Source organism: Nocardioides sp. NPDC059952, assembly GCF_042730435.1.
Classification (GTDB): Bacteria; Actinomycetota; Actinomycetes; order Propionibacteriales; family Nocardioidaceae; genus Nocardioides.
In genome coordinates this window covers 51,703-71,162 of sequence record NZ_JBHWLY010000007.1, presented here as the reverse complement: position 1 = coordinate 71,162, position 19,460 = coordinate 51,703, and the positions used below count along the sequence as shown (strand labels likewise).

The following is a 19,460-nucleotide window of genomic DNA, read 5'->3' as shown; positions in this document are numbered from 1 at the left end:
CCGGCGCGCATGAGTTTCGACGTCCATCAGTTCGACCTGTTCGTGCTGGTCGGCTCCGTGGTCACGCTCCTGGCGATCCTCGCGGTGCGGATGTCGACGAAGGCCGGGCTCCCGTCGCTGCTGATCTACCTGCTGATGGGCGTCCTGCTCGGTGAGTCGGTGCTCGGGATCCGGTTCGACGACGCCGCCCTCGCGCACGCGGTCGGCTTCGGAGCGCTGGCGCTGATTCTGGCCGAAGGTGGTCTGACGACATCGTGGAAGGACGTACGTCCCGCCTTCGGCCTCGGGCTGATGCTGGCCACGGTCGGGGTCGTGATCTCGATCGGGATCGTCGCGGTGGGGGCGCACTACCTGCTCGGGCTGCCCTGGCAGCTGGCGTTCCTGCTGGGGGCGGTGACCTCGCCGACCGACGCGGCTGCGGTGTTCTCGGTGCTGCGGGTGGTGCCGCTGCCCAAGAGGCTGACCGGTGTCCTCGAGGCGGAGTCGGGGCTCAACGACGCCCCGACCGTGGTGATCGTGACGCTGATCGCCAGCGGTGCGATCGCCGAGCAGCATCCGGTCGTCGTCGCCGGGATCGTGCTGGGCGAGCTCTTGCTGGGCCTCATGGTCGGCCTGGTCGTCGGCTTCGGTGGGGCGTGGCTGATGCGGAGGGCCGCGCTGCCCTCCTCCGGGCTCTACCCGCTGGCGGTGATGACGCTGGCCTTCCTGGCCTACGGCGGAGCGACGTGGCTGCACGGGTCCGGGTTCGCGGCGATCTACGTGGCCGCGCTCATTCTCGGCAACTCCGAGCTCCCGCACCGCGGTGCCACCAGGTCCTTCGCCGAGGGTGTCGCCTGGCTGGCCCAGATCGGGCTCTTCGTGATGCTCGGGCTGCTGCTGTCCCCGGGGCGCATCGACCTCCAGACGATCGGCCTCGCGCTCGTCGCCGGCCTGATCCTGACCTTCATCGCCCGGCCCGCCTCCGTGCTGGTCAGCACCGTGGTCTCCCGGATGACGTGGCGCGAGACCGCCTTCGTCTCCTGGGCGGGGTTGCGCGGCGCGGTGCCGGTCGTGCTCACCACCATCCCGCTCGCCGAGGGCGTCGACGGGGCCGAGGAGCTCTTCGACCTGGTCTTCGTGATGGTCGTCGTCTACACGCTGCTGACCGGCCCGACCCTGCCGTGGGTCGCCCGGGTGCTCGGGGTCGCCCGCCCCAACGACCCGCGCTCGCTCGACCTCGACGTCGCTCCGCTGGAGCAGATCGCGGCAGACCTGATCCAGCTCCGGATCCCGCCCGAGTCCCGCCTGCACGGCGTCGAGGTCAGTGAGCTCCGACTGCCCACGGGGTCGTCGGTGTCGCTGCTGATCCGCGACGGACGGACCATGGTTCCGGAGAGCACCACGGTCCTCCGCTCCCGCGACGTCGTCCTGGTCGTCGTACCCCGCCACCAGCGTGAGCTCGCCGAACGGCGCCTCGAGCTGGTCAGCCGGAAGGGACGGCTCGCAGGCTGGCTGCGCTGATCTGGGCTCGCCCTACTCGACCGGTGGGCTGCAGATCGTGGCGTCCGCCTTGGCGGTGACGGTCTTGTCGCCGCCGGTGACCTCGGGGAAGTTCTCGCCGGTGACGACCACGATGCCCGGGCGGTCGGACTTGGTCTCGACGATCTTCGCGTCGCCGAGCCAGCTCGCGACGAGTGCGGCGGAGGGAGCGTTCTTGTCGGGCGTCCACACCTCGACGGTCCTCAGCTTGGTGCCGCTGGGCGCGTTGCCGGTGGACCCCTTGACGAAGCCCGCGTCGACGAGGTCCGTCATCGCCCGGGTGGCCAGCCCGGACCGCGTGCTCGCGTTGAGCACGGTCACGACCACCTGCGACGGGTAGACCTCGGAGCCCTTCTTGACCGGCGCGTCCACGCACGGCCCGACATCGACCTTCTGCGGGAAGGGTGCGGTCATCGCCTTCCATCCCCAGGCCCCGGCCAGAGCGACCGCGGCGGCGAGGATGGCGAGGATGATGAACGTACGAAGTCCCGTGAGGGCCGAATCGAGCATGACGCCGAGCCTAACCGCTCAGAACTCCCTAGCCGAGGCTGTGCACGCGGGCGTGCAGCACGTTGCGCTGCTGGAGCGCCGCGCGGAGCGCCCGGTGGAGCCCGTCTTCGAGATAGAGCTCGCCGTTCCACTCCACGACGTGGGCGAAGAGGTCGCCGAAGAACGTCGAGTCCTCGTTGAGCAGCGCCACCAGCTGGAGGGTGTCCTTCGTGGTCACCAACTCGTCGAGGCGGACCGTCCGAGGAGGCAGCGCGGCCCACCCCTTGGTCGTCAGACCATGGTCAGGGTAGGGGCGAGAGTCGCCGACACGCTTGAAGATCACCCTCGTGACTGTATCGCCCTCGGGGCAAAACCCAACATAGAGTCGGCCCATGACGGATGCTGCTGCTCTCTCAGAAGCGGTCGGGCCCGGCTACCAATTCGAGGGTTCCGCCCTCGAGCTCGGGGGCCTGATGGCGGACGCTGAGACGTTGTTGGAGACGCCGATTCGCATTCCACTGGGGATGTTGAACCGGCATGGGCTGGTCGCCGGCGCGACCGGCACGGGAAAGACGAAGACCCTGCAGCTGCTGGCCGAGCAGCTCTCCGCAGCGGGGGTCCCGGTGTTCGCGGCCGACATCAAGGGCGACCTCTCCGGTCTGGCCGCGCCGGGTGCGTCGAGCGAGAAGCTGACCGCGCGGGCAGCCTCCGTCGGGCAGGCCTGGCAGGCGCGCGGGTTCCCGGTCGAATACTTCGCGCTGGGCGGCGAGGGCACCGGCATCCCGGTCCGGGTCACGGTCGACGCCTTCGGTCCGACGCTCCTCTCCAAGGTCCTGGATCTCAACGAGACCCAGGAGTCCTCGCTCGGTCTCGTCTTCCACTACGCCGAGAAGGCCGGCCTGAAGCTGGTCGGGCTCGACGACCTGCGGGCGGTGCTGCAGTGGCTGGTCTCCGACGAGGGCAAGGCCGATCTCAAGGGCCTGGGCGGTCTCTCGTCGGCGACGACAGGGGTGATCCTGCGTACGCTCATCGCCTTCGCCGACCAGGGCGCGGACGAGTTCTTCGGCGAGCCGGCGTTCGCCGTCACGGACTTCGTCCGCAACGAGGGGGACGCCGGGATCATCTCGCTGCTTGAGCTGCCCAACCTGCAGGACCGGCCGGCGATCTTCTCGACCTTCCTGATGTGGCTGCTCGCCGAGCTGTTCCGGGCGCTGCCCGAGGTCGGTGACGTCGACAAGCCCAAGCTGGTCTTCTTCTTCGACGAGGCGCACCTGCTCTTCAACGACGCCTCCGACGCGTTCCTCGACCAGATCACCAACACGGTCCGGCTGATCCGCTCCAAGGGCGTCGGAGTCTTCTTCGTCACCCAGAAGCCGACCGACGTCCCCGACGACGTGCTCGGTCAGCTCGGCTCGCGCATCCAGCACCAGCTGCGGGTCGCCACGCCCAACGACGCCAAGGCGCTCAAGGCCAGCGTCAACACCTACCCGACCTCCTCCTACGACGACCTCGGGGCGGTCATCCAGACGCTCGGGATCGGCGAGGCGATCGTGACCGTCATGAACGAGCGCGGCGCACCGACGCCGGTCGCCTGGACGCGGCTGCGCGCACCCGAGTCGCTGATGGGTCCGGCGGAGGCGGCGGCCATGACGGCTGCCGTGGCGGCCTCCCCGCTGGCGGCGAAGTACACCGCGGCCGTCGACGTCGAGTCCGCCGCCGACCAGCTCAAGGCGAAGACGGACGCTGCGGCGGCCGCCGCGAAGGCCGAGGCCGAGGAGAAGGCCGCGCAGAAGGCTGCCCAGAAGACCGCTCAGAAGACCGCCCCGAAGAAGTCCTCGGGTTCGCGATCGCGGTCGAAGGACGACGACGACTCGGTGATCGAGACCGTGGTGAAGTCGACGGCCTTCAAGCAGGCCGCGCGCACCGCCGCCAGGGAGCTCGTCAGGGGAATCTTCAAGCGCCGCTGAGCCCGGCCGGTTTCTGATTGGCTCGGGCATGGGCAGAATCCTTATCGTCTGCTCATGCCCGACCTTCTCCTCCGGAACGTACGCATCGTTCCCCTCTCACCTCGGGCGGACGTGCCCGCCGAGGTGGTCGACGTGCTCGTCGTCGACGGTGTCGTCTCGGCGGTCGGAGAGCGCCTGTCCCGACCGGATGGTGTCGAGGCGTACGACGCGGGCGGCCGCTGGGTCATGCCGGGTCTGTGGGACGCCCACACCCACCTCGCTCAGTGGACCCTGCGGGCCAGCAGGCTGGACCTGCACGGCACCCGTTCGCCCGCCGAGGCGCTGGCGCGCGTCGCCGCGGCCGCGCGCGCCCTCGATGAGCAGGGTGAGCCGGGCGAGGCGATCGTCGGGATGGGCCACTCGGCCGGCACCTGGGACCGCTGGGGCACCGTCTCCGAGCTCGACTCGGTCACCGGAGGCATCCCCGCGATCCTGGTCAACCACGACTTCCACCACGCCTGGCTGAACACCGCCGCGCTCGACGCCGTGGGCCTGCCGCGCCGCGAGGACATGGTGCAGGAGACGGAGTGGTACCAGGCCTATCCGCGCGTCGCTGAGCTCTTCGAGACCAGCGGGAGCACCCCGGCGGCCTACCGCCGGATGCTGACCCGGACCGCCGCTCTCGGCGTGGTCGGGATGACCGACTTCGAGGTCGGCGTCCGGCTCGAGGACTGGCGGTGGAGGTGGGCCTACGGCTGCGACCTTCTGCGGGTCCGGGTCGCGACGTACGCCGACCAGCTGGACGAGGCGATCGCCGAGGGGCGGCGCACGGGGGACCCGCTGATCGCGGGTGAGGACCGGCTGACGATGGGACCGCTCAAGATCATCAGCGACGGCTCGCTGGGCACACGGACGGCGTGGTGCTGTGACCCGTACGCCGACGACCCGGACAGCTGCGGAGCGCCGAACCAGTCACCGGACGAGCTGCACGGGCTCCTGAGGAAGGCGCACGCCGCCGGCCTCGAGGTGGCCACGCACGCGATCGGTGACCGGGCGGTGTCGGAGGCACTGGCGGCGTACGAGATGACGGGGGCGCGCGGGAGCATCGAGCACGCCCAGCTCGTACGACGCGAGGATCTGCCGCTGATGGCGCGGCTCGGGATCACCGCATCCGTGCAGCCGGCGCACATCCTCGACGACCGCGAGATGACCGAGAACCTCTGGCCCGGGCGGGAGGACCGCTGCTTCGCGACCCGCTGGATGCTCGACGAGGGAGTGCGGATCGCGCTCGGGTCGGATGCTCCGGTTGCGCCCCTCGACCCGTGGCTGGCCATCGCTGCCGCCGTCGGTCGCTCGCGCGACGGCAAGGAGCCGTGGCACCCGGAGCAGGCACTCACCGTCCAGGAGGCGTTGGCGGCGTCGGTCGACGGTCAGCCCACGGTCGCTCCGGGATCACGCGGCGACCTCGCCGTGCTCGACATCGACCCGCTCCGCGCCTCGGTCGGGGATCTCGCCGCGATCGCCCACGGCGGGGTCGTGCTGACTACGGTCGGTGGCCGGATCGTCCACCGCAGCGCCTAGGGCCGGAGAACAAGCGGAGGCCCGGCCGTCATCGGCCGGGCCTCGCGCAACGGGATCAGTGGATCCCCCCATTTAGCTGCTGGTCACGCGGACCAGCGCACCGAGTCGTCGACGAAGTCGGCGAACACGTGAACTCCGCGCAGGTCCTGGCGCTCGTCCATGAGCTTCGTCAGGGCACTGGCGTGACGGAACTTGAGGCTGTGCTGCTTCGCGGCAATCTTTGCCTCAGGCTGGGTGGCGGTGAGTGTTTCCATCGAGGTCCCCCCTACAACGGATAGATGGTGTGCATCGTGGTTTGTCCTGCGCATCAAGCATCCCGCCCCCAAGTCGCGAGCAGGTTGTTTGAACGTTACAAGCCGGTTTCGGTAAAAGAAATGGCTGTCGATGCCTGATGCGGTATCTGCCGAGCGATAGGGCCGAATCTCGCTAGACAAAGACGATGACGGTCAGTCCGCGGCGGATCTGAGCGTGTCGACCGCCTGGCGGGCCTGCTCGAGGAGCCGCAGCGCGGCGCTCGCGTCAGGAAGGTTCGGCTCCGGGGACCAGAGCTGGTCGGCATCGCTGATCGGATCTGCTCCGTCGATGATCGGGTCGAGGTCGGTCACCAGGGCGCCCTTCGACGGGTCGCCGGTGAGCGAGGCGCGGATCACGCCGTGGTCGATCGGGGACGCCGAGGCGATCAGCGTGGCGTTGCCGAACCTCGCTCCCGCGAGCGCAGACCCCTGCACGATCATCGCGACATGCCCGAAGACCGTACGCAACGTGGCGAGCTCACGACGGGTGAAGAGCAGCTCGGGGCCGGCGACGGAGTTCAGCACGAGCCGGCCCTCCTCGCTCAGCGCGCTGCGTGCCGCGGTGATGCATTCCAGCGACGTGAAGGCGGGCGGGATCCGGTTGCCGACGAAGACGTCGATGACGATGGCGTCATGTTCCGAGCCCGGGTGAGCCTCGAGCCACGAGCGTGCCTCGGCGGTCTCCATGGTGATCCCAGGAGGAAGCGGGAACCGTGACCTGGTCAGCTCGACCAGCGCGGGCTCCAGCTCCACGACCGTCTGCGTGGCCGCGGGCCACCGGTGGGCGACCGCACGGGGGAGGGCGAGCAGCGCCCCGCCGAGGTGGGCGGCGCTGCGAGGTGCCTGGTCCCCGAGCGCAGCCAGCATCCACCGGATCGAGGCGAGCTTCGGCGGCTGCGCCGGGTCTTCGCCGAGATGGGACTGCGCGACGCCGTCGATCTGGATGGCCCAGCCGTCCTCCTTGCGTACGAGATCGGCGGTGCTGCCGTCCGAGAAGACGATGCGCTCGAGGCTCCCCGATGGCCCGGAGGGTGTTGACATACCTCGATCCTGCCAGACACCATCGCGCCCGAGCCGGGACATTCCGGTAACCTGCTGGCGTCGTTGGTCAGCGCCGCAGTTCTCGGACGTCGGGACTCGGATATCGGGCGTGAGGGAGTTCTTGCGGTGGAGATATGGGAGGTCGCCGAACATGACGACCGGATCGAGGGTCTCACCGCCGACGGGAAGCCGGATCCGGCCTACGCCGCCTCGCTCGGCCTGAAGGACGCGCCGCTGGGCCGCCGTGCGGTCGCGGCCGCCGTCGACATCGTCTGCTACCTGCTCCTGCAGGTCCCCTTTCTCGTCTTCACGTTCCCGCTGCTGCTGAAGCTGATGCAGGGCAAGTTCGGCTTCGCCCGGTTCCTGAGCCACCCCGACTTCATGCTGGCGGCGATCGCGGGCGGCGCGACCGTGCTGCTGAGCCTGGTCTACGTCATCGTCCAGATCGTCTTCCACGGCCGCCGCGGGGTCACGCTGGGCAAGTCCCTCGCCGGAATCCGCTCGATCAACGTCAAGACGCTCGAGCGACCGGGCGTCGGCCGCGCCTTCCTCCGTGCCCTGGTGCTCTGGGGCTCCGGGATCATCCCGATCGCGCCGATCGCCTTCCTCGCCTCGCCGCTGTTCGACAAGGAGAACCGGAGCCGCGGCTGGCACGACAAGGTCGCCGAGACCTGGATGGTCGACGTCCGCGAGGGTCTCGACCCCTACGACGAGAAGCGGATGCGCATCGCCCGCAAGACGGTCGCGGCCGCGCCCGTTGCGCAGCGGAAGTCGCTGCCCTCGCTCACCACCCCCAACGACCACGACGCCGGGAGCTACCGGCCCTCGGGGCGGGTCAGCGCCGGCGTGCTCGGCGTCTCCCGCCCGAAGGCGAGGCACGACGAGCCGGGCGCCGCTCCCGGTGGCGCGCTCGCGACCCCGCCGTCGGGACCGGTGGCACCGAAGCCGGTGACCCCGTCGATCCCGCCCTCGCGCGCGGTGACGCCCAACCAGGGCCAGACAGTTCCCCCGCCGCCTCCGACCCCGACGCCTACGCCCTACCCGACCCCGCCCCCGGCGCCGACCCCAGCGCCGGCTCCCACGCCCGCGCCCACCCCGACGCCGGCTCCCACGCCGGCACCCGCTCCCACGCCGCTGCCCACATCCGGCGGCCAGCAGCCTCCGGCGCAGCCGCGCGAGCGGGGCATCATGCTCAAGGTCGACTCCGGCGAGCGGATCCCGGTGACCGGCCTGGTGCTGGTCGGCCGCGACCCCGCCCTGACGGAGAACACGCTGGGGGCGCGTACGGTCTCGATCATCGACGTGTCGGTCTCGAAGACCCACCTGTCCCTGCGCCCCAGTGGCGACGGCGTCGAGGTCACCGACCGAGGCTCGACCAACGGCACCGTGGTGACCCACGAGGGTGCCACCCGACGGCTGAACGCCTGGGAGCCGGTGCTGGCACCGGTCGGCGCGATGATCCGCTTCGGCGACCGCTCTGCCCTGGTGCGTCGCGGGTGACCGCCGCCCCAGCCGCACGATCTCTGAGGAACGTTGACGAGGGGAACGAAGAATGAAGGTCAAGCTCACACTCCACCGGCCCGGTGTCGCGCCTGCGGATGTGATCGTCACGGCCGACTCGACCGCGACTGCGGGTGACGTCGCTCGGCACATCGCCGACGCGGACCCGGCTCGTTCGATCATCGCGGGGGAGCACGACGTCTTGACCCTGGCGGTCGCCCCGCCGACCGCGGAGCGGATGGAGCCGCTCCAGCACGACATCCCCATCGGTGAGGCTCCGATCGGGTCGGGCTTCGCCGCTGCGGTGGTCAACTTGGGACCGGATAGCGAGGCGACCGGCTCACGGCGCAAGAGCGTCGGTGTGCTGCGAGCGATCGACGGGCCCGTGCGCGGTCAAGCGTTCCCGCTGGTCACCGGTCACGCCTCCATCGGTCGTGGGCCCGAGAACGAGATCGTGCTCGCCGACCCGATGGTCTCCAAGCGTCACGCCCGCATCGAGGTGGACCGCTCGGTCGAGCTGGTCGACCTCAACTCGGCCAACGGCGTCGTCGTCGACGGCACCCAGGTCTCCCGCGTACGTCTGGCGCCGGACACGCCCGTCGTCATCGGCAGCACCACGCTGGTCATGCAGCTCTCGGCCGACTTCCTCTCCGCCGTCGAGGACCCGGTGCTCGAGCGCGGTGGCGGCCTGCTCTTCAACCGCAGCCCGCGGGTCGACGTCCGCTACCCCGGCACCGAGCACCCGCCGCCGTGGATGCCGACCGAGATGCAGAAGAAGCTGTTCCCGTGGTTCGTGCTGATCGCGCCGATCATCATGGCGCTCTCGATCTACGCGATGACCGGCCGCGCCCGGGCGCTGCTGCTGGTCGTGATGACGCCGATGATGGCAGTCGGCAACTTCATCAACCAGAGCCGTCAGGCCGGCGCGAAGCAGGACCACGAGATCCAGCTCTTCGAGCGGCAGTTCGAGAAGCTGGAGGAGACCTTCTACCGCAGCAAGCCGGAGGAGGAGCTCGCCCGCAACGAGGAGGTCCCGCCGGTCGCGGAGGTCTTCGAGCAGGCGATGCAGCTCGGCCCGCGGCTGTGGACCCGCCGCCCCGAGCACTGGAACTTCCTGGCCGTACGTCTCGGCACGACCCGCGCCCCGTCGCGCAACTCGATCGCCGAGCGTGACACCCAGAACGGCCTGCCCGACTTCATCGAGCGCATCGACCGCCTCCAGGAGCGCTACAAGTACGTCGACGACGTACCGCTGCTCGAGTCGCTCCCGGCGGTGGGCTCCGTGGGTGTCGCCGGACCGGCCGGTCCGGCCGCCGACGCGATGCGTGGGCTCGCGGTGCAGCTCTTCGGTCTGCACGCGCCCAACGAGGTCGTCACCGTCGCCTTCGCCGACCCGGACTGGGTCGAGGAGTTCGAGTGGCTCAAGTGGCTGCCGCACACCACCTCGGAGACCAACCGGTTCAAGGACATGCCGCTGGCCGACTCCGCGCCGACGGCCAACGCCCTGCTCAGCGCGCTTGAGGAATACATCATGCGCGCCGGCCGGACCGCGGAGCACCGCGGCCCGTTCGCCGAGAAGTGGAACCCGATGCAGTACGGCACCGACGTCGCCCGCGCCGGGGAGGAGACCAACGCCCGGGTGCAGGTCTCGATCGTCGTCTTCGTCACCAACGACGCTCCGGTGGACCGCGCCCGGCTGGTCCAGGTCCTCGAGCGTGGTGCCGATGTCGGCGTACATGCCGTCTTCATGTCCTCCACCGTCGAGGCGCTGCCGGCTGTGTGCCGCAGCTTCCTGGACGTGAGCAACGGCCTGGAGCGCGCCACCGTCGGACTGGTCCGTAACGGCGACCTCCACGAGGGCGTCACGGTGGAGGGTGTCTCCAACGCCTACATGGAGATGTTCGCCAAGCGGCTCGCGCCGGTGGTGGACGCCAGCACGGTCGTCCACGACTCCTCCGACCTGCCCAACTCGGTCGGGTTCCTGTCGTTGGTCGGCAACGAGGTGGCCGAGGACCCGCACTCCGTGGTGGAGCGCTGGCGGCAGAACAACTCGGTCATCGACCGCTCCGACCGCCCGCGGCCGCGGCTGAAGAAGGCGGGCAACCTGCGCGCCATCATCGGCCAGGGAGCCTCGGACGCGATGACGCTGGACCTGCGTACGCAGGGTCCGCACGCCCTCGTCGGAGGCACCACCGGTGCCGGTAAGTCAGAGTTCCTGCAGGCGTGGGTGCTCGGCATCGCCTCGGCCCACTCGCCCGACCGGGTGACGTTCCTCTTCGTCGACTACAAGGGCGGCTCGGCCTTCGCCGACTGCATCGAGCTGCCGCACTGTGTCGGTCTGGTGACCGACCTGAGCCCCCACCTCGTACGCCGTGCACTGACCAGCCTCAAGGCCGAGCTGCACTACCGCGAGCACCTCTTCAACCGGAAGAAGGCCAAGGACCTCCTCGAGCTGGAGAAGCGACAGGACCCGGAGTGCCCGCCCGCGCTGGTGCTCGTCATCGACGAGTTCGCCGCGCTGGCCGGTGAGGTGCCGGAGTTCGTCGACGGCGTCGTCGACATCGCCCAGCGAGGTCGTTCGCTCGGCATCCACCTGATCATGGCGACCCAGCGCCCGGCCGGTGTCATCAAGGACAACCTGCGGGCCAACACCAACCTCCGCGTCGCGCTGCGTATGGCCGACGAGAGCGACTCCAAGGACGTCGTCGACGACCCGATCGCCGGGACCTTCCCGCCGTCCCTGCCGGGGCGCGGCATCGCGAAGACCGGACCCGGCCGCCTGACCCCGTTCCAGTCGGCCTACGCGGGTGGTTGGACGAGCGACGACGAGGTCGTCACCGCCGACGTGAAGGTGGCCGAGCTCAAGTTCGGTTCGATCACGGAGTGGGAGCCGGAGCGTCCGCCGGAGAGCGACTCGCACGACGAGGACCTCGGCCCCAACGACCAGAAGCGGATCGTGGCCAACCTGATCAAGGCCTCAGCCACCGCTGGTCTGATGACCCCGCGGCGACCGTGGCTCGACGACCTGGCGTCCGTGGTCGACATGCGCGACCTGCCGCTGGAGGGTGACGGACAGATCCTGCTGGGTCTCGCCGACATCCCGGAGCGTCAGCAGCAGAACGCGATCTACTTCTCTCCCGACCGCGACGGGTCGCTGCTCATCTTCGGGTCCTCCGGTTCCGGAAAGTCGACCCTGTTGAAGACGATCGCGACCGCTGCCGGCGCTCGGCCGGAGCTCGGCCGGGTCCAGGTCTACGGCCTCGACTTCGCCTCCGGTGCGCTGGGTGCGATCGAGCGCCTCCCGCACGTCGGCTCGATCATCGACGGCGACGACGCCGAGCGTCTGCAGCGGCTGATGCGCACCCTCGAGCGGGAGATGGACCGCCGCTCCGAGCTGTTCTCCAAGGCCGCGGCCGCGAACCTCACCGAATACCGGGAGATCGCCGACCAGTCGATGCCGCGCATCCTGCTCCTGATCGACAACTACCCCGAGTTCAAGAAGGAGTGGGAGATCGCCGCCGGTCGCGCGCCGTTCTACCAGTCCTTCATGCGGGTCCTCGGTGAGGGCCGCCCGCTCGGCATCCACGCGGTGATCACCGCCGACCGCAGCGGCTCGGTGCCGACCGCGGTCTTCGCGAACATCCCGCGCCGTGTCGTCATGCGGCTCTCCGACCCGAGCCAGTACGTCCTGGTCGGAGCACCCAAGGACGTACTCAACGAGCAGTCGGTGCCCGGGCGCGCCGTCGTCGACAAGGCCGAGGTGCAGCTCGCTGTCCTGGGCGGCACGACCAACGTCGCCGAGCAGACCAAGGCCCTCGACGAGCTGGTCTCGCAGCTGCGTGCGCTGGGTGTTCCCGAGGTCGGCGAGATCGGCGCCCTGCCGACGAAGATCTCCAGCAGCGCCATGCCGGCGCAGGCCAACGGGCAGCCCGTCTTCGGTATCTCCGACGACACCCTGTCCGCGCGTGGCTTCGACCCGATCGGCTCGTTCATCATCACCGGCCCGCCGCAGTCCGGTAAGACGAACGCACTCAAGGCGCTCATCGAGTCCGTCGAACGCTTCGACCCCGAGGTGAAGCTGTTCCACCTCGGCAGCCGTCGCGCCCTGCTCGGCGACTTCCGACCTTGGGTACGCAGCGCCACCCGCCCCGACGACGAGAAGGCGCTCGTCACCGAGCTCGCCGAGATCGTCGCCGACGAGTCCTTCCCCGGCCGCATCATGATCGTCGCCGAGGACATGACCCACCTGGCCGACGGTCCCGCCGACCGTCCGATGCGCGCCCTGCTGCAGGCGATCAACAACTCCGACCACCTCTTCGTCGGCGACGCCGACGTCACTCGCGCCGGCGGCGGCTCGGGTGTGATGGGTGAATGGAAGGCAGCCCGCCAGGGCATCGTGCTCAAGCCGGACACCTACGACGGCGACACGCTGTTCAAGGTTCCGTTCGGCAAGCTCAAGCGCACCGACTTCCCCACGGGCCGCGGAATCTTCGTCCAGGCCGGGCGCATGGTGACCATGCAGATGCCCTTGGCGAGCGACTCCGAGAACTCTGCATGAATCTGACAACGAGGTCGTTTTTACCCTTCACATCCTTGTGACGGGTGGCCTACGGTGGCCAGCGGCGTTCTCAGAGGCGTCACCTCATGAAAATCCCGGGAAAGGCAATGATCGATGAGTGACTTCGGCGCAACATACGACGAGATGACCGGCACTGCCGACAAGCTCGACCAGGGCAAGGACACGATCGAGTCGGCGCTGGATGAGTGCCAGGGCTACGTGGACGAGCTGGTTCAGGACGGGTTCAAGACGGAGAAGGCGTCGGGCAAGTTCCAGGACGGCTACTCGGAGATGACCACGGGTCTGAAGGACGCCATTGCTGGTGTCGAGGACATGGCTCAGGCTCTGCGTGACATGGCCACGGCGATCCAGGACCTGGACTCGCAGCTCGCCGGCGGCTGAGCAACAACGTGGGTCACGATGGTGGGCTTGCTTCATGGGGCCCACCATCACCCGTCTCGGCCAGATGCCGCCGCGGTGTCGACTCCCGCTGGCGCTGTTGCAACCTCCTAACCGAGGTGAGCAGAATCCTTTACCTTCGGAGATGTTTAGAACCGGACGTAGCGGGTAGAACTACCTCGACGACGTTGATCGCCTGGATCTCGGACCACGCCCGGGAAAACGGTGTCGGCTCGTCGGGTTCACGCTTCTCGACCATGTGATGCGTGAGTGATGGTGACGAACGGCGCCGCAACGCGGTGACGTGTAATGAAAATTGCGGAAAGGCAATGATCGATGAGTGACTTCGGGGCAACCTACGACGAGATGACCGGCACCGCCGACAAGCTCGACCAGGGCAAGGACACGATCGAGTCGGCGCTGGACGAGTGCCAGGGCTACGTGGACGAGCTGGTTCAGGACGGGTTCAAGACGGAGAAGGCGTCGGGCAAGTTCCAGGACGGCTACTCGGAGATGACCACGGGTCTGAAGGACGCCATTGCTGGTGTCGAGGACATGGCTCAGGCTCTGCGTGACATGGCCACGGCGATCCAGGACCTGGACTCCCAGCTCGCCGGCGGCTGATCAACAACGCTTGCCAGATGGTGGGCTGGCGTCTGCTGGCCCACCATCTCTCCATTTTCTCTCGATCACGCGCTGCGATGACCACACTCGACCGCGTGCTCAGTAACCACGTGAAAGGTGCACAGTCATGGCGGATATCTTGATCAAGATCTCTGAGCTCGAGAAGGTCAAGACGTCATTGGACTCGATCGTCGACGAGTTCGAGAACGCCACTGACAGCTCCGAGGATCTCGAGGCTGACATCGGCGACCCGTTCGACATCAGCGATCTGCGCGATAAGGCCTGTGACTTCGAGGAGCGCTGGGACGACAAGCGCAACGACCTCAAAGACAGCCTGAAGAAGGTCAGTGAGCACATCAAGGGCGTTATCGACGGGATCGAGCAGTGGGACAGCGAGACCGCCCTCCAGTTCGAGCCCAAGAAGAAGTAGAACCCCAAGCCTTTAAACGCTCCTGACGGAAAGGACAACCCCCACATGTTCGGTGGCATGCAGGATTCCCCGAAGGGGCGCGAGATCAAGTCGGTCGAGGGTTCGCCCTCAGGGATCATCGCGCGAGGGTCCGCGATCGAGCGGCTCGGCAAGATGATGGATGCCTCGGCTGACACGCTGCGCGACATCAAGGAGAACACCTTCGCCGGCGGCGAGCAGCAGGGTAAGGCCATCGAGAAGCTTCAGGAGACCATCGGTGACTCCTACAAGGTCCTCGAAGAAGCGGCCGACCTCTACAAGCCTGTTGGTCCGGTGCTCGTCACCTACGGCGAGATGCTGGAGACCTACAAACCGCTGATCGACCGCACCGCGAACTCGTGCAGCGACCTCTGGGACATCTACGACGCCCTGCCCGGCGACAAGGACGACAGCACGACCGAGGACGACGGCGGTTTCCTCGGCATCGGCGACACCGACAAGGAAGAGGCCGCCGACAACAAGGCCAAGAAGGAAGCCTACGACAACTGGGAGACCGAGGCCGAAGTCTTCGACACCTGGTACGACGTGTGGGAGGACGGCTTCGACGCAGCCGTCAGCGGGATCTCCGACGGCCTGTCCGGATCCATCGAGGACGGCTTCTGGGACAACTACGGCGACTTCATCGACGCGGTCTACGAGGTCTTGACCTGGGCCGCTCTGATCATCGCCGTGGTCGCGATCTTCTGCACCGGTTTCGGTGCGCTGGCCGCCATCCTCGCGCTCGCTGCCTTTGCGGTTTCCGCCATCAAGTTCGCCTGCGGGCAGCAGAGTCTGGGTCAGTTGGCCCTAGATGCCTTGGCCATCATTCCGATCGGGAAGCTGTCGAACCTTTCCAAGCTCGGCCATCTGGCCAATATGGCGAAGGGCGGCAAGATGACCGCTCTGTCCAGGACCTGGGGTGCCATGAGCAAGGGCCCGATCGGTGACCTGACCAAGGCAGCTCGACTCAAGGACGCCTTCAAGGTGAAGAGCGGCGCGGAGGTTCTCGAGGGCGTGATCGGTAAGCCCTTCAAGGCCTTCCGGACCGACAACCTGAAGATGTACATGGGCAACCTCGATGCGCTCAAGGGTGGTCTGGGCGCGTTCCGGGGCATGACGAAGATCGAGTTCGGGGTTGCCCGCTTCGGTGCGACGCTCGGCACCCTCGGCAATGCCGGAAAGCTCACGCAGGGGACGGATCACTTCGACCCCATCCCGATCGACATCCCTGAGATCAAGGTCCCGGGCATGCCTGCCTGGCTTGGTTTCTAGGTTCGGTTCAAGCGCAACAAACGTCTGAGGTGCAGAGTGGCGAAGTGGGCAGTAGAGCTGGTTGACGACCTGGATGTTCCAGGTTGGCTCCCTGTTCCTGAAGGGTTGACGCCCGCTCAGTGTGAACGGTGGGTCGACGAGACTTCGAGCATGCTCGATGAGCTGGTCGGTACGCCGCGTTGGGATGGCGAGGCGACGACGATCGAAGACATCCGCGGGCTGCTGCAGATGGCCCTCGACGAGCGTAAGACCTCTGAGGCGTACGCCCTGTTCCAGGTGTGGCCGGTCATGTCGGCGGCTGCGGTGATGTGCCACCTCCATGTGGTCGAGAGCGAGTCGGTCCCGGACATGTCCCAATGGGACGGCGTCGTGCACGCGGCCGACGCCGATCACATCGGACCTGGCGCTCAGCTGTCCTCGCGCAAGGAGCTGAACTTCGAGGGTGGATCGGTCGTCATCGAGTCGGTGAACTTCGCGTTCAGCGATGGCGAGGCCCTCCTGCTGGTCGGCGTGGACGAGTGCATTCCGCAGTTGACGACCTCGGTCGTTCGCGGGCTGGTGGCGCTCAAGGACATACTTCGGATGGTCCGCGAGGACGGGAACGTGTTCAAGTCGGTTCCTCTGCCCGGAGTGCCGGTGGACGAGTCTTGGCCGATCGCGACGGATGGGGCGACGCTGTGAACCTGCGTGAGCAACTTGGCGTGCGTAAGACCGTGGACTTCGAGATCGACCTCCCGCGAGGGTGGGCTCGTTTCGACATCGATGGTGGACACGATGAGCTCCTCAATGGGATGAAGAAGCGGTTCATGGAGGCTCACCGCCCGGACCTGTTCGTCGAGGCGAAGGCCATGTTCGACAAGGCGTTCGACGGGATGCGGAAGAACGACGTCTTCGCCTTCTTCGCGCCGGCAGGCGAGCAGCCGGACGACGCCATCGTCCTGCCGGCCTCGATCAACGCCTCGATCCGCACGGGCGAGCCCGGTCAGTCATTGGACAAGATGGCCCACAACGCCATCCAGAAGTACGGCGCGAAGCCGTTGTTCGGCGACCCGCGCACCCTGCGATTCGAGCGGGAGCGCACGATCGACCTCGATGGCGAGTCGATCATCAACCACTCCCTGATCTACTTCACCCCGATCCCCGGCACCCAACGGCGTAGGGCGCTGCAGCTGGTGGCAGCCTTCGCGCGTACGCCGGACGTCGAACCTGACGCACCCGCTTTGGTCGCGACCCGGGCGGTCCTCGACGCATGCGTCGCTACGCTTCGGTGGAACCGCGGTAGCGCGTGAACCGGGACTGATTCCTAATCGATTGTGGAAGGCCTGAACTTGCTGTCCTTTGACAAGGGCCCGTCGGCACATGAGTGGGCACGGTCGGCCAACGTCGCCACCCCGATCAAGTGGGGTGACCTCGAGGAGCAGATCATCTCGGAGCGGCTCACCCCGAGCGGAGACGACGGTGGACCGAACTGGCTCCTCGGCGTGATCATGGTTGCGATGATGATGGCGCTCGGTGCGTTCCTGCTGGCGCCGGCGCTCGCGGCCGGTCTGGTCGCCTGGGCAACCACGACGGAGGACGCTTCCACCCAGGATGATCTGACGCTGATCGCGACCTTCCTGTTCATCATCTCGATCGTCGTCTCGGCGACCTGGCTCAGCATGTGGTGGCAGACACGTTCCCGGTCGATGATCGCGATCGTTTCCGGTCTTGTGGCGACGGTGTCGGTCGTGGTCACCTTCGTCGTCGGGAAGTCCTACGACGGCGATCTTCCCGGGGACTGGCTCGAGTGGTCGGCGTTGGTCGCCGGCGTACTCGGTCTCGCCCTGACGATCCTCCAGCTCGTGTCGAAGTCGGAGCATCGTGCAGGAGTGCCGAAGAGCGATCGTGCGCAGCGGCGCTACAGTGCCGCGCGCGAGGAAGTTCTCGACGTGCTCAGCGAGCGCGGGATCGTAGAACTGACCGCGGACCAGCGTCACCGGATGCAGCGAATGCGCGTCGGAACGTGGCACAAGTTCGATGCTCAGGGTCGCGTCTAACCTCACGGCTTTCATCCATCTATGTAGCAAAGGGTTCACGTGGGATCGGAACGAGCGAGAAGTGCTGACCTCGACGTCACCCCAGAGGCGGCCTTCCAGGCTGCTCTCGGGGTTGCGCAGCACGAGAAGAAGTACGAGATCAGGGCCGTGCACAATGAGGGCCAGGCCTTGATCATCAGGCAGAAGACCAAGGCCCTGTCGTGGCCGAAGGTCATCATGCTTCGAGTCCACCAGAACGGGTCGGGGTCGTCGGTCAACGTCTTTGTCCAGAACATCCCGGGCGGACCGAGTGCCCTGCTCGACGGTGTCTTCAACGGAAAGATCGCGGAGAAGTACCTCACCGGCATTCAGGGCACGTTGGACGGAACCGTCACCGCTCCGGCGACCGCAGTGACCTCCCACTTCGTTCGTGATGACGGCTCCGAGTCCCCCTGGGATGACCCGGACGAACTCCCCGAGTTCTGAGGGCACCCAGCTCCCTGACTCGGGACGCGACACATTGGCCTGTCGCGCGATCGATGTGCGGTTGCGTAGGTAAGGTGAGCGGCTGGTTCTGGTCGCCCTTATCCCGTGTTCTTGTGTGCTTTGCGGGATATCTCGGTCGGGTCGCGACGGTCTCATCGGTGACCCTGCGGATGCTGCTGGCGGGCGGGAACGAGAACTGTGTATGAAGACGACAACGAATCCGTTATTGCGCTTCACAAGTTTGTGAAGCGTGGCCTACGGTGACCAGCGGCTGCCCAATGGGGCACCGTGTAATGAAATCGCGGGAAAGGCAATGATCGATGAGTGACTTCGGGGCAACATACGACGAGATGACCGGCACCGCCGACAAGCTCGACCAGGGCAAGGACACGATCGAGTCCGCGCTGGACGAGTGCCAGGGCTACGTTGATGAGCTTGTTCAGGACGGGTTCAAGACGGAGAAGGCGTCCGGTAAGTTCCAGGACGGCTACACGGAGATGACCACGGGCCTCAAGGACGCCATTGCCGGCGTCGAGGACATGGCTCAGGCTCTGCGCGACATGGCCACGGCGATCCAGGACCTGGACTCGCAGCTCGCCGGCGGCTGAGTCACAGCGTTGGTCAAGGTGATGGGCCAGCATCTGCGGGCCCATCACCTATCCATCTCGGGCGTCGGTCAGGCGCCGCGGTGTGTCGACTCCCGCTGGTGCCCTGCTACGACCTCTTCACGGGGCCAGCAGAACTTTACTTTCGAAGATGTTTAGAACTCGACGTAGCGGGTAGGACTACCGTGACTACGTCGATCGCCCTGATCTCGGACCGCGTCCGCGATGACGGCATCGGCTCGTCGGGTTCACGCTTCACGACCGTGTGACGCGTGAGTGATGGTGACGAACGGCCCCGCAACGGGTGTCGTGCAATGGAAATCGCGGGAAGGCAATGATCGATGAGTGACTTCGGGGCAACCTACGACGAGATGACCGGCACTGCCGACAAGCTCGACCAGGGCAAGGACACGATCGAGTCGGCGCTGGACGAGTGCCAGGGCTACGTGGATGAGCTGGTTCAGGACGGGTTCAAGACGGAGAAGGCGTCGGGCAAGTTCCAGGACGGCTACTCGGAGATGACCACGGGTCTGAAGGACGCCATTGCTGGTGTCGAGGACATGGCTCAGGCTCTGCGTGACATGGCCACGGCGATCCAGGACCTGGACTCCCAGCTCGCCGGCGGCTGATCGACATCTTTCGTGGGTGGGACGAGCGACTCGTTCGTCCCGCCCCGTGTGTCAGA

Annotated in this window: 19 protein-coding genes; 15 read left to right on the top strand and 4 right to left on the bottom strand. The window is 67.3% G+C overall.

Going from position 1 to position 19,460, the window contains the following annotated elements:
* Positions 1 to 9 precede the first annotated feature (9 nt).
* Positions 10 to 1,500, top strand: a complete 1,491-nt coding sequence (locus tag ACFV9G_RS05185) for a potassium/proton antiporter (protein ID WP_378725483.1) — start codon at positions 10 to 12, stop codon at positions 1,498 to 1,500.
* Positions 1,501 to 1,512: 12 nt separating this feature from the next.
* Here the strand turns inward: ACFV9G_RS05185 and ACFV9G_RS05180 are convergent, their stop codons facing one another.
* Together ACFV9G_RS05180 and ACFV9G_RS05175 are read right to left on the bottom strand one after the other, a co-directional pair.
* Positions 1,513 to 2,028 carry a LytR C-terminal domain-containing protein gene (locus tag ACFV9G_RS05180; protein ID WP_378725481.1) on the bottom strand — a complete coding sequence of 172 codons (516 nt, stop codon included), beginning with the start codon at positions 2,026 to 2,028 and terminating at the stop codon, positions 1,513 to 1,515.
* 28 nt (positions 2,029 to 2,056) lie between these two features.
* The gene (locus ACFV9G_RS05175) at positions 2,057 to 2,350 is read right to left on the bottom strand and encodes a type II toxin-antitoxin system VapB family antitoxin (RefSeq protein ID WP_045551249.1); all 294 of its coding nucleotides are present in this window, start codon (positions 2,348 to 2,350) and stop codon (positions 2,057 to 2,059) included.
* Between the two features lie 49 nt (positions 2,351 to 2,399).
* On the opposite strand from ACFV9G_RS05175, the gene ACFV9G_RS05170 reads away from it, so the two are divergent.
* On the top strand, positions 2,400 to 3,974 hold the full coding sequence (locus ACFV9G_RS05170; protein WP_378725479.1) for a helicase HerA-like domain-containing protein: 1,575 nt from the start codon (positions 2,400 to 2,402) through the stop codon (positions 3,972 to 3,974).
* Between the two features lie 54 nt (positions 3,975 to 4,028).
* On the top strand, positions 4,029 to 5,534 hold the full coding sequence (locus tag ACFV9G_RS05165) for an amidohydrolase family protein (protein WP_378725477.1): 1,506 nt from the start codon (positions 4,029 to 4,031) through the stop codon (positions 5,532 to 5,534).
* Positions 5,535 to 5,617: 83 nt separating this feature from the next.
* On the opposite strand, the gene ACFV9G_RS05160 is transcribed toward ACFV9G_RS05165, so the two are convergent.
* Positions 5,618 to 5,788: a hypothetical protein gene (locus tag ACFV9G_RS05160; RefSeq protein ID WP_378725475.1), complete on the bottom strand. Its 171-nt coding sequence runs from the start codon at positions 5,786 to 5,788 to the stop codon at positions 5,618 to 5,620.
* A gap of 192 nt (positions 5,789 to 5,980) precedes the next feature.
* Entirely contained in the window at positions 5,981 to 6,868 is an 888-nt protein-coding gene (locus ACFV9G_RS05155; protein WP_378725473.1) for a spermidine synthase, read from the bottom strand.
* 126 nt (positions 6,869 to 6,994) lie between these two features.
* Between ACFV9G_RS05155 and ACFV9G_RS05150 the strand changes: the two genes are divergently transcribed.
* From ACFV9G_RS05150 to ACFV9G_RS05095, 12 genes are all read left to right on the top strand, one after another.
* On the top strand, positions 6,995 to 8,368 hold the full coding sequence (locus tag ACFV9G_RS05150; RefSeq protein ID WP_378725471.1) for an RDD family protein: 1,374 nt from the start codon (positions 6,995 to 6,997) through the stop codon (positions 8,366 to 8,368).
* 52 nt (positions 8,369 to 8,420) lie between these two features.
* Entirely contained in the window at positions 8,421 to 12,926 is a 4,506-nt protein-coding gene (locus ACFV9G_RS05145) for an FtsK/SpoIIIE domain-containing protein (RefSeq protein ID WP_378725470.1), read from the top strand.
* A 114-nt stretch (positions 12,927 to 13,040) separates the two neighbouring features.
* Positions 13,041 to 13,328: a WXG100 family type VII secretion target gene (locus ACFV9G_RS05140; RefSeq protein ID WP_141791345.1), complete on the top strand. Its 288-nt coding sequence runs from the start codon at positions 13,041 to 13,043 to the stop codon at positions 13,326 to 13,328.
* A gap of 333 nt (positions 13,329 to 13,661) precedes the next feature.
* Positions 13,662 to 13,949: a WXG100 family type VII secretion target gene (locus tag ACFV9G_RS05135; protein WP_141791345.1), complete on the top strand. Its 288-nt coding sequence runs from the start codon at positions 13,662 to 13,664 to the stop codon at positions 13,947 to 13,949.
* A gap of 127 nt (positions 13,950 to 14,076) precedes the next feature.
* Entirely contained in the window at positions 14,077 to 14,379 is a 303-nt protein-coding gene (locus ACFV9G_RS05130; protein WP_378725468.1) for a flagellar protein FlgN, read from the top strand.
* A gap of 57 nt (positions 14,380 to 14,436) precedes the next feature.
* A complete protein-coding gene (locus ACFV9G_RS05125; protein ID WP_378725467.1) occupies positions 14,437 to 15,669 on the top strand; it encodes a hypothetical protein in 1,233 nt (410 codons plus the stop codon).
* Between the two features lie 150 nt (positions 15,670 to 15,819).
* On the top strand, positions 15,820 to 16,350 hold the full coding sequence (locus ACFV9G_RS05120) for a hypothetical protein (protein ID WP_378725465.1): 531 nt from the start codon (positions 15,820 to 15,822) through the stop codon (positions 16,348 to 16,350).
* Between the two features lie 20 nt (positions 16,351 to 16,370).
* The gene (locus tag ACFV9G_RS05115) at positions 16,371 to 16,958 is read left to right on the top strand and encodes a protein TPRXL (RefSeq protein WP_378725463.1); all 588 of its coding nucleotides are present in this window, start codon (positions 16,371 to 16,373) and stop codon (positions 16,956 to 16,958) included.
* A 39-nt stretch (positions 16,959 to 16,997) separates the two neighbouring features.
* A complete protein-coding gene (locus ACFV9G_RS05110; RefSeq protein ID WP_378725461.1) occupies positions 16,998 to 17,705 on the top strand; it encodes a hypothetical protein in 708 nt (235 codons plus the stop codon).
* A 39-nt stretch (positions 17,706 to 17,744) separates the two neighbouring features.
* Positions 17,745 to 18,170, top strand: a complete 426-nt coding sequence (locus ACFV9G_RS05105) for a hypothetical protein (protein WP_378725459.1) — start codon at positions 17,745 to 17,747, stop codon at positions 18,168 to 18,170.
* 320 nt (positions 18,171 to 18,490) lie between these two features.
* A complete protein-coding gene (locus ACFV9G_RS05100; protein WP_008356172.1) occupies positions 18,491 to 18,778 on the top strand; it encodes a WXG100 family type VII secretion target in 288 nt (95 codons plus the stop codon).
* Between the two features lie 338 nt (positions 18,779 to 19,116).
* Positions 19,117 to 19,404, top strand: a complete 288-nt coding sequence (locus ACFV9G_RS05095; RefSeq protein ID WP_141791345.1) for a WXG100 family type VII secretion target — start codon at positions 19,117 to 19,119, stop codon at positions 19,402 to 19,404.
* Positions 19,405 to 19,460: the final 56 nt, after the last annotated feature.

Excerpts from the sequence above, each read along its gene's own strand:
- ACFV9G_RS05170 (WP_378725479.1), top strand. The coding sequence starts at position 2,400 with ATGACGGATGCTGCTGCTCTCTCAGAAGCGGTCGGGCCCGGCTACCAA.
- ACFV9G_RS05135 (WP_141791345.1), top strand. The coding sequence starts at position 13,662 with ATGAGTGACTTCGGGGCAACCTACGACGAGATGACCGGCACCGCCGAC.
- ACFV9G_RS05140 (WP_141791345.1), top strand. The coding sequence starts at position 13,041 with ATGAGTGACTTCGGCGCAACATACGACGAGATGACCGGCACTGCCGAC.
- ACFV9G_RS05185 (WP_378725483.1), top strand. The coding sequence starts at position 10 with ATGAGTTTCGACGTCCATCAGTTCGACCTGTTCGTGCTGGTCGGCTCC.
- ACFV9G_RS05155 (WP_378725473.1), bottom strand. The coding sequence starts at position 6,868 with ATGTCAACACCCTCCGGGCCATCGGGGAGCCTCGAGCGCATCGTCTTC.
- ACFV9G_RS05130 (WP_378725468.1), top strand. The coding sequence starts at position 14,077 with ATGGCGGATATCTTGATCAAGATCTCTGAGCTCGAGAAGGTCAAGACG.
- ACFV9G_RS05160 (WP_378725475.1), bottom strand. The coding sequence starts at position 5,788 with ATGGAAACACTCACCGCCACCCAGCCTGAGGCAAAGATTGCCGCGAAG.
- ACFV9G_RS05120 (WP_378725465.1), top strand. The coding sequence starts at position 15,820 with ATGCTCGATGAGCTGGTCGGTACGCCGCGTTGGGATGGCGAGGCGACG.
- ACFV9G_RS05100 (WP_008356172.1), top strand. The coding sequence starts at position 18,491 with ATGAGTGACTTCGGGGCAACATACGACGAGATGACCGGCACCGCCGAC.
- ACFV9G_RS05125 (WP_378725467.1), top strand. The coding sequence starts at position 14,437 with ATGCAGGATTCCCCGAAGGGGCGCGAGATCAAGTCGGTCGAGGGTTCG.
- ACFV9G_RS05165 (WP_378725477.1), top strand. The coding sequence starts at position 4,029 with ATGCCCGACCTTCTCCTCCGGAACGTACGCATCGTTCCCCTCTCACCT.
- ACFV9G_RS05145 (WP_378725470.1), top strand. The coding sequence starts at position 8,421 with ATGAAGGTCAAGCTCACACTCCACCGGCCCGGTGTCGCGCCTGCGGAT.
- ACFV9G_RS05180 (WP_378725481.1), bottom strand. The coding sequence starts at position 2,028 with ATGCTCGATTCGGCCCTCACGGGACTTCGTACGTTCATCATCCTCGCC.
- ACFV9G_RS05095 (WP_141791345.1), top strand. The coding sequence starts at position 19,117 with ATGAGTGACTTCGGGGCAACCTACGACGAGATGACCGGCACTGCCGAC.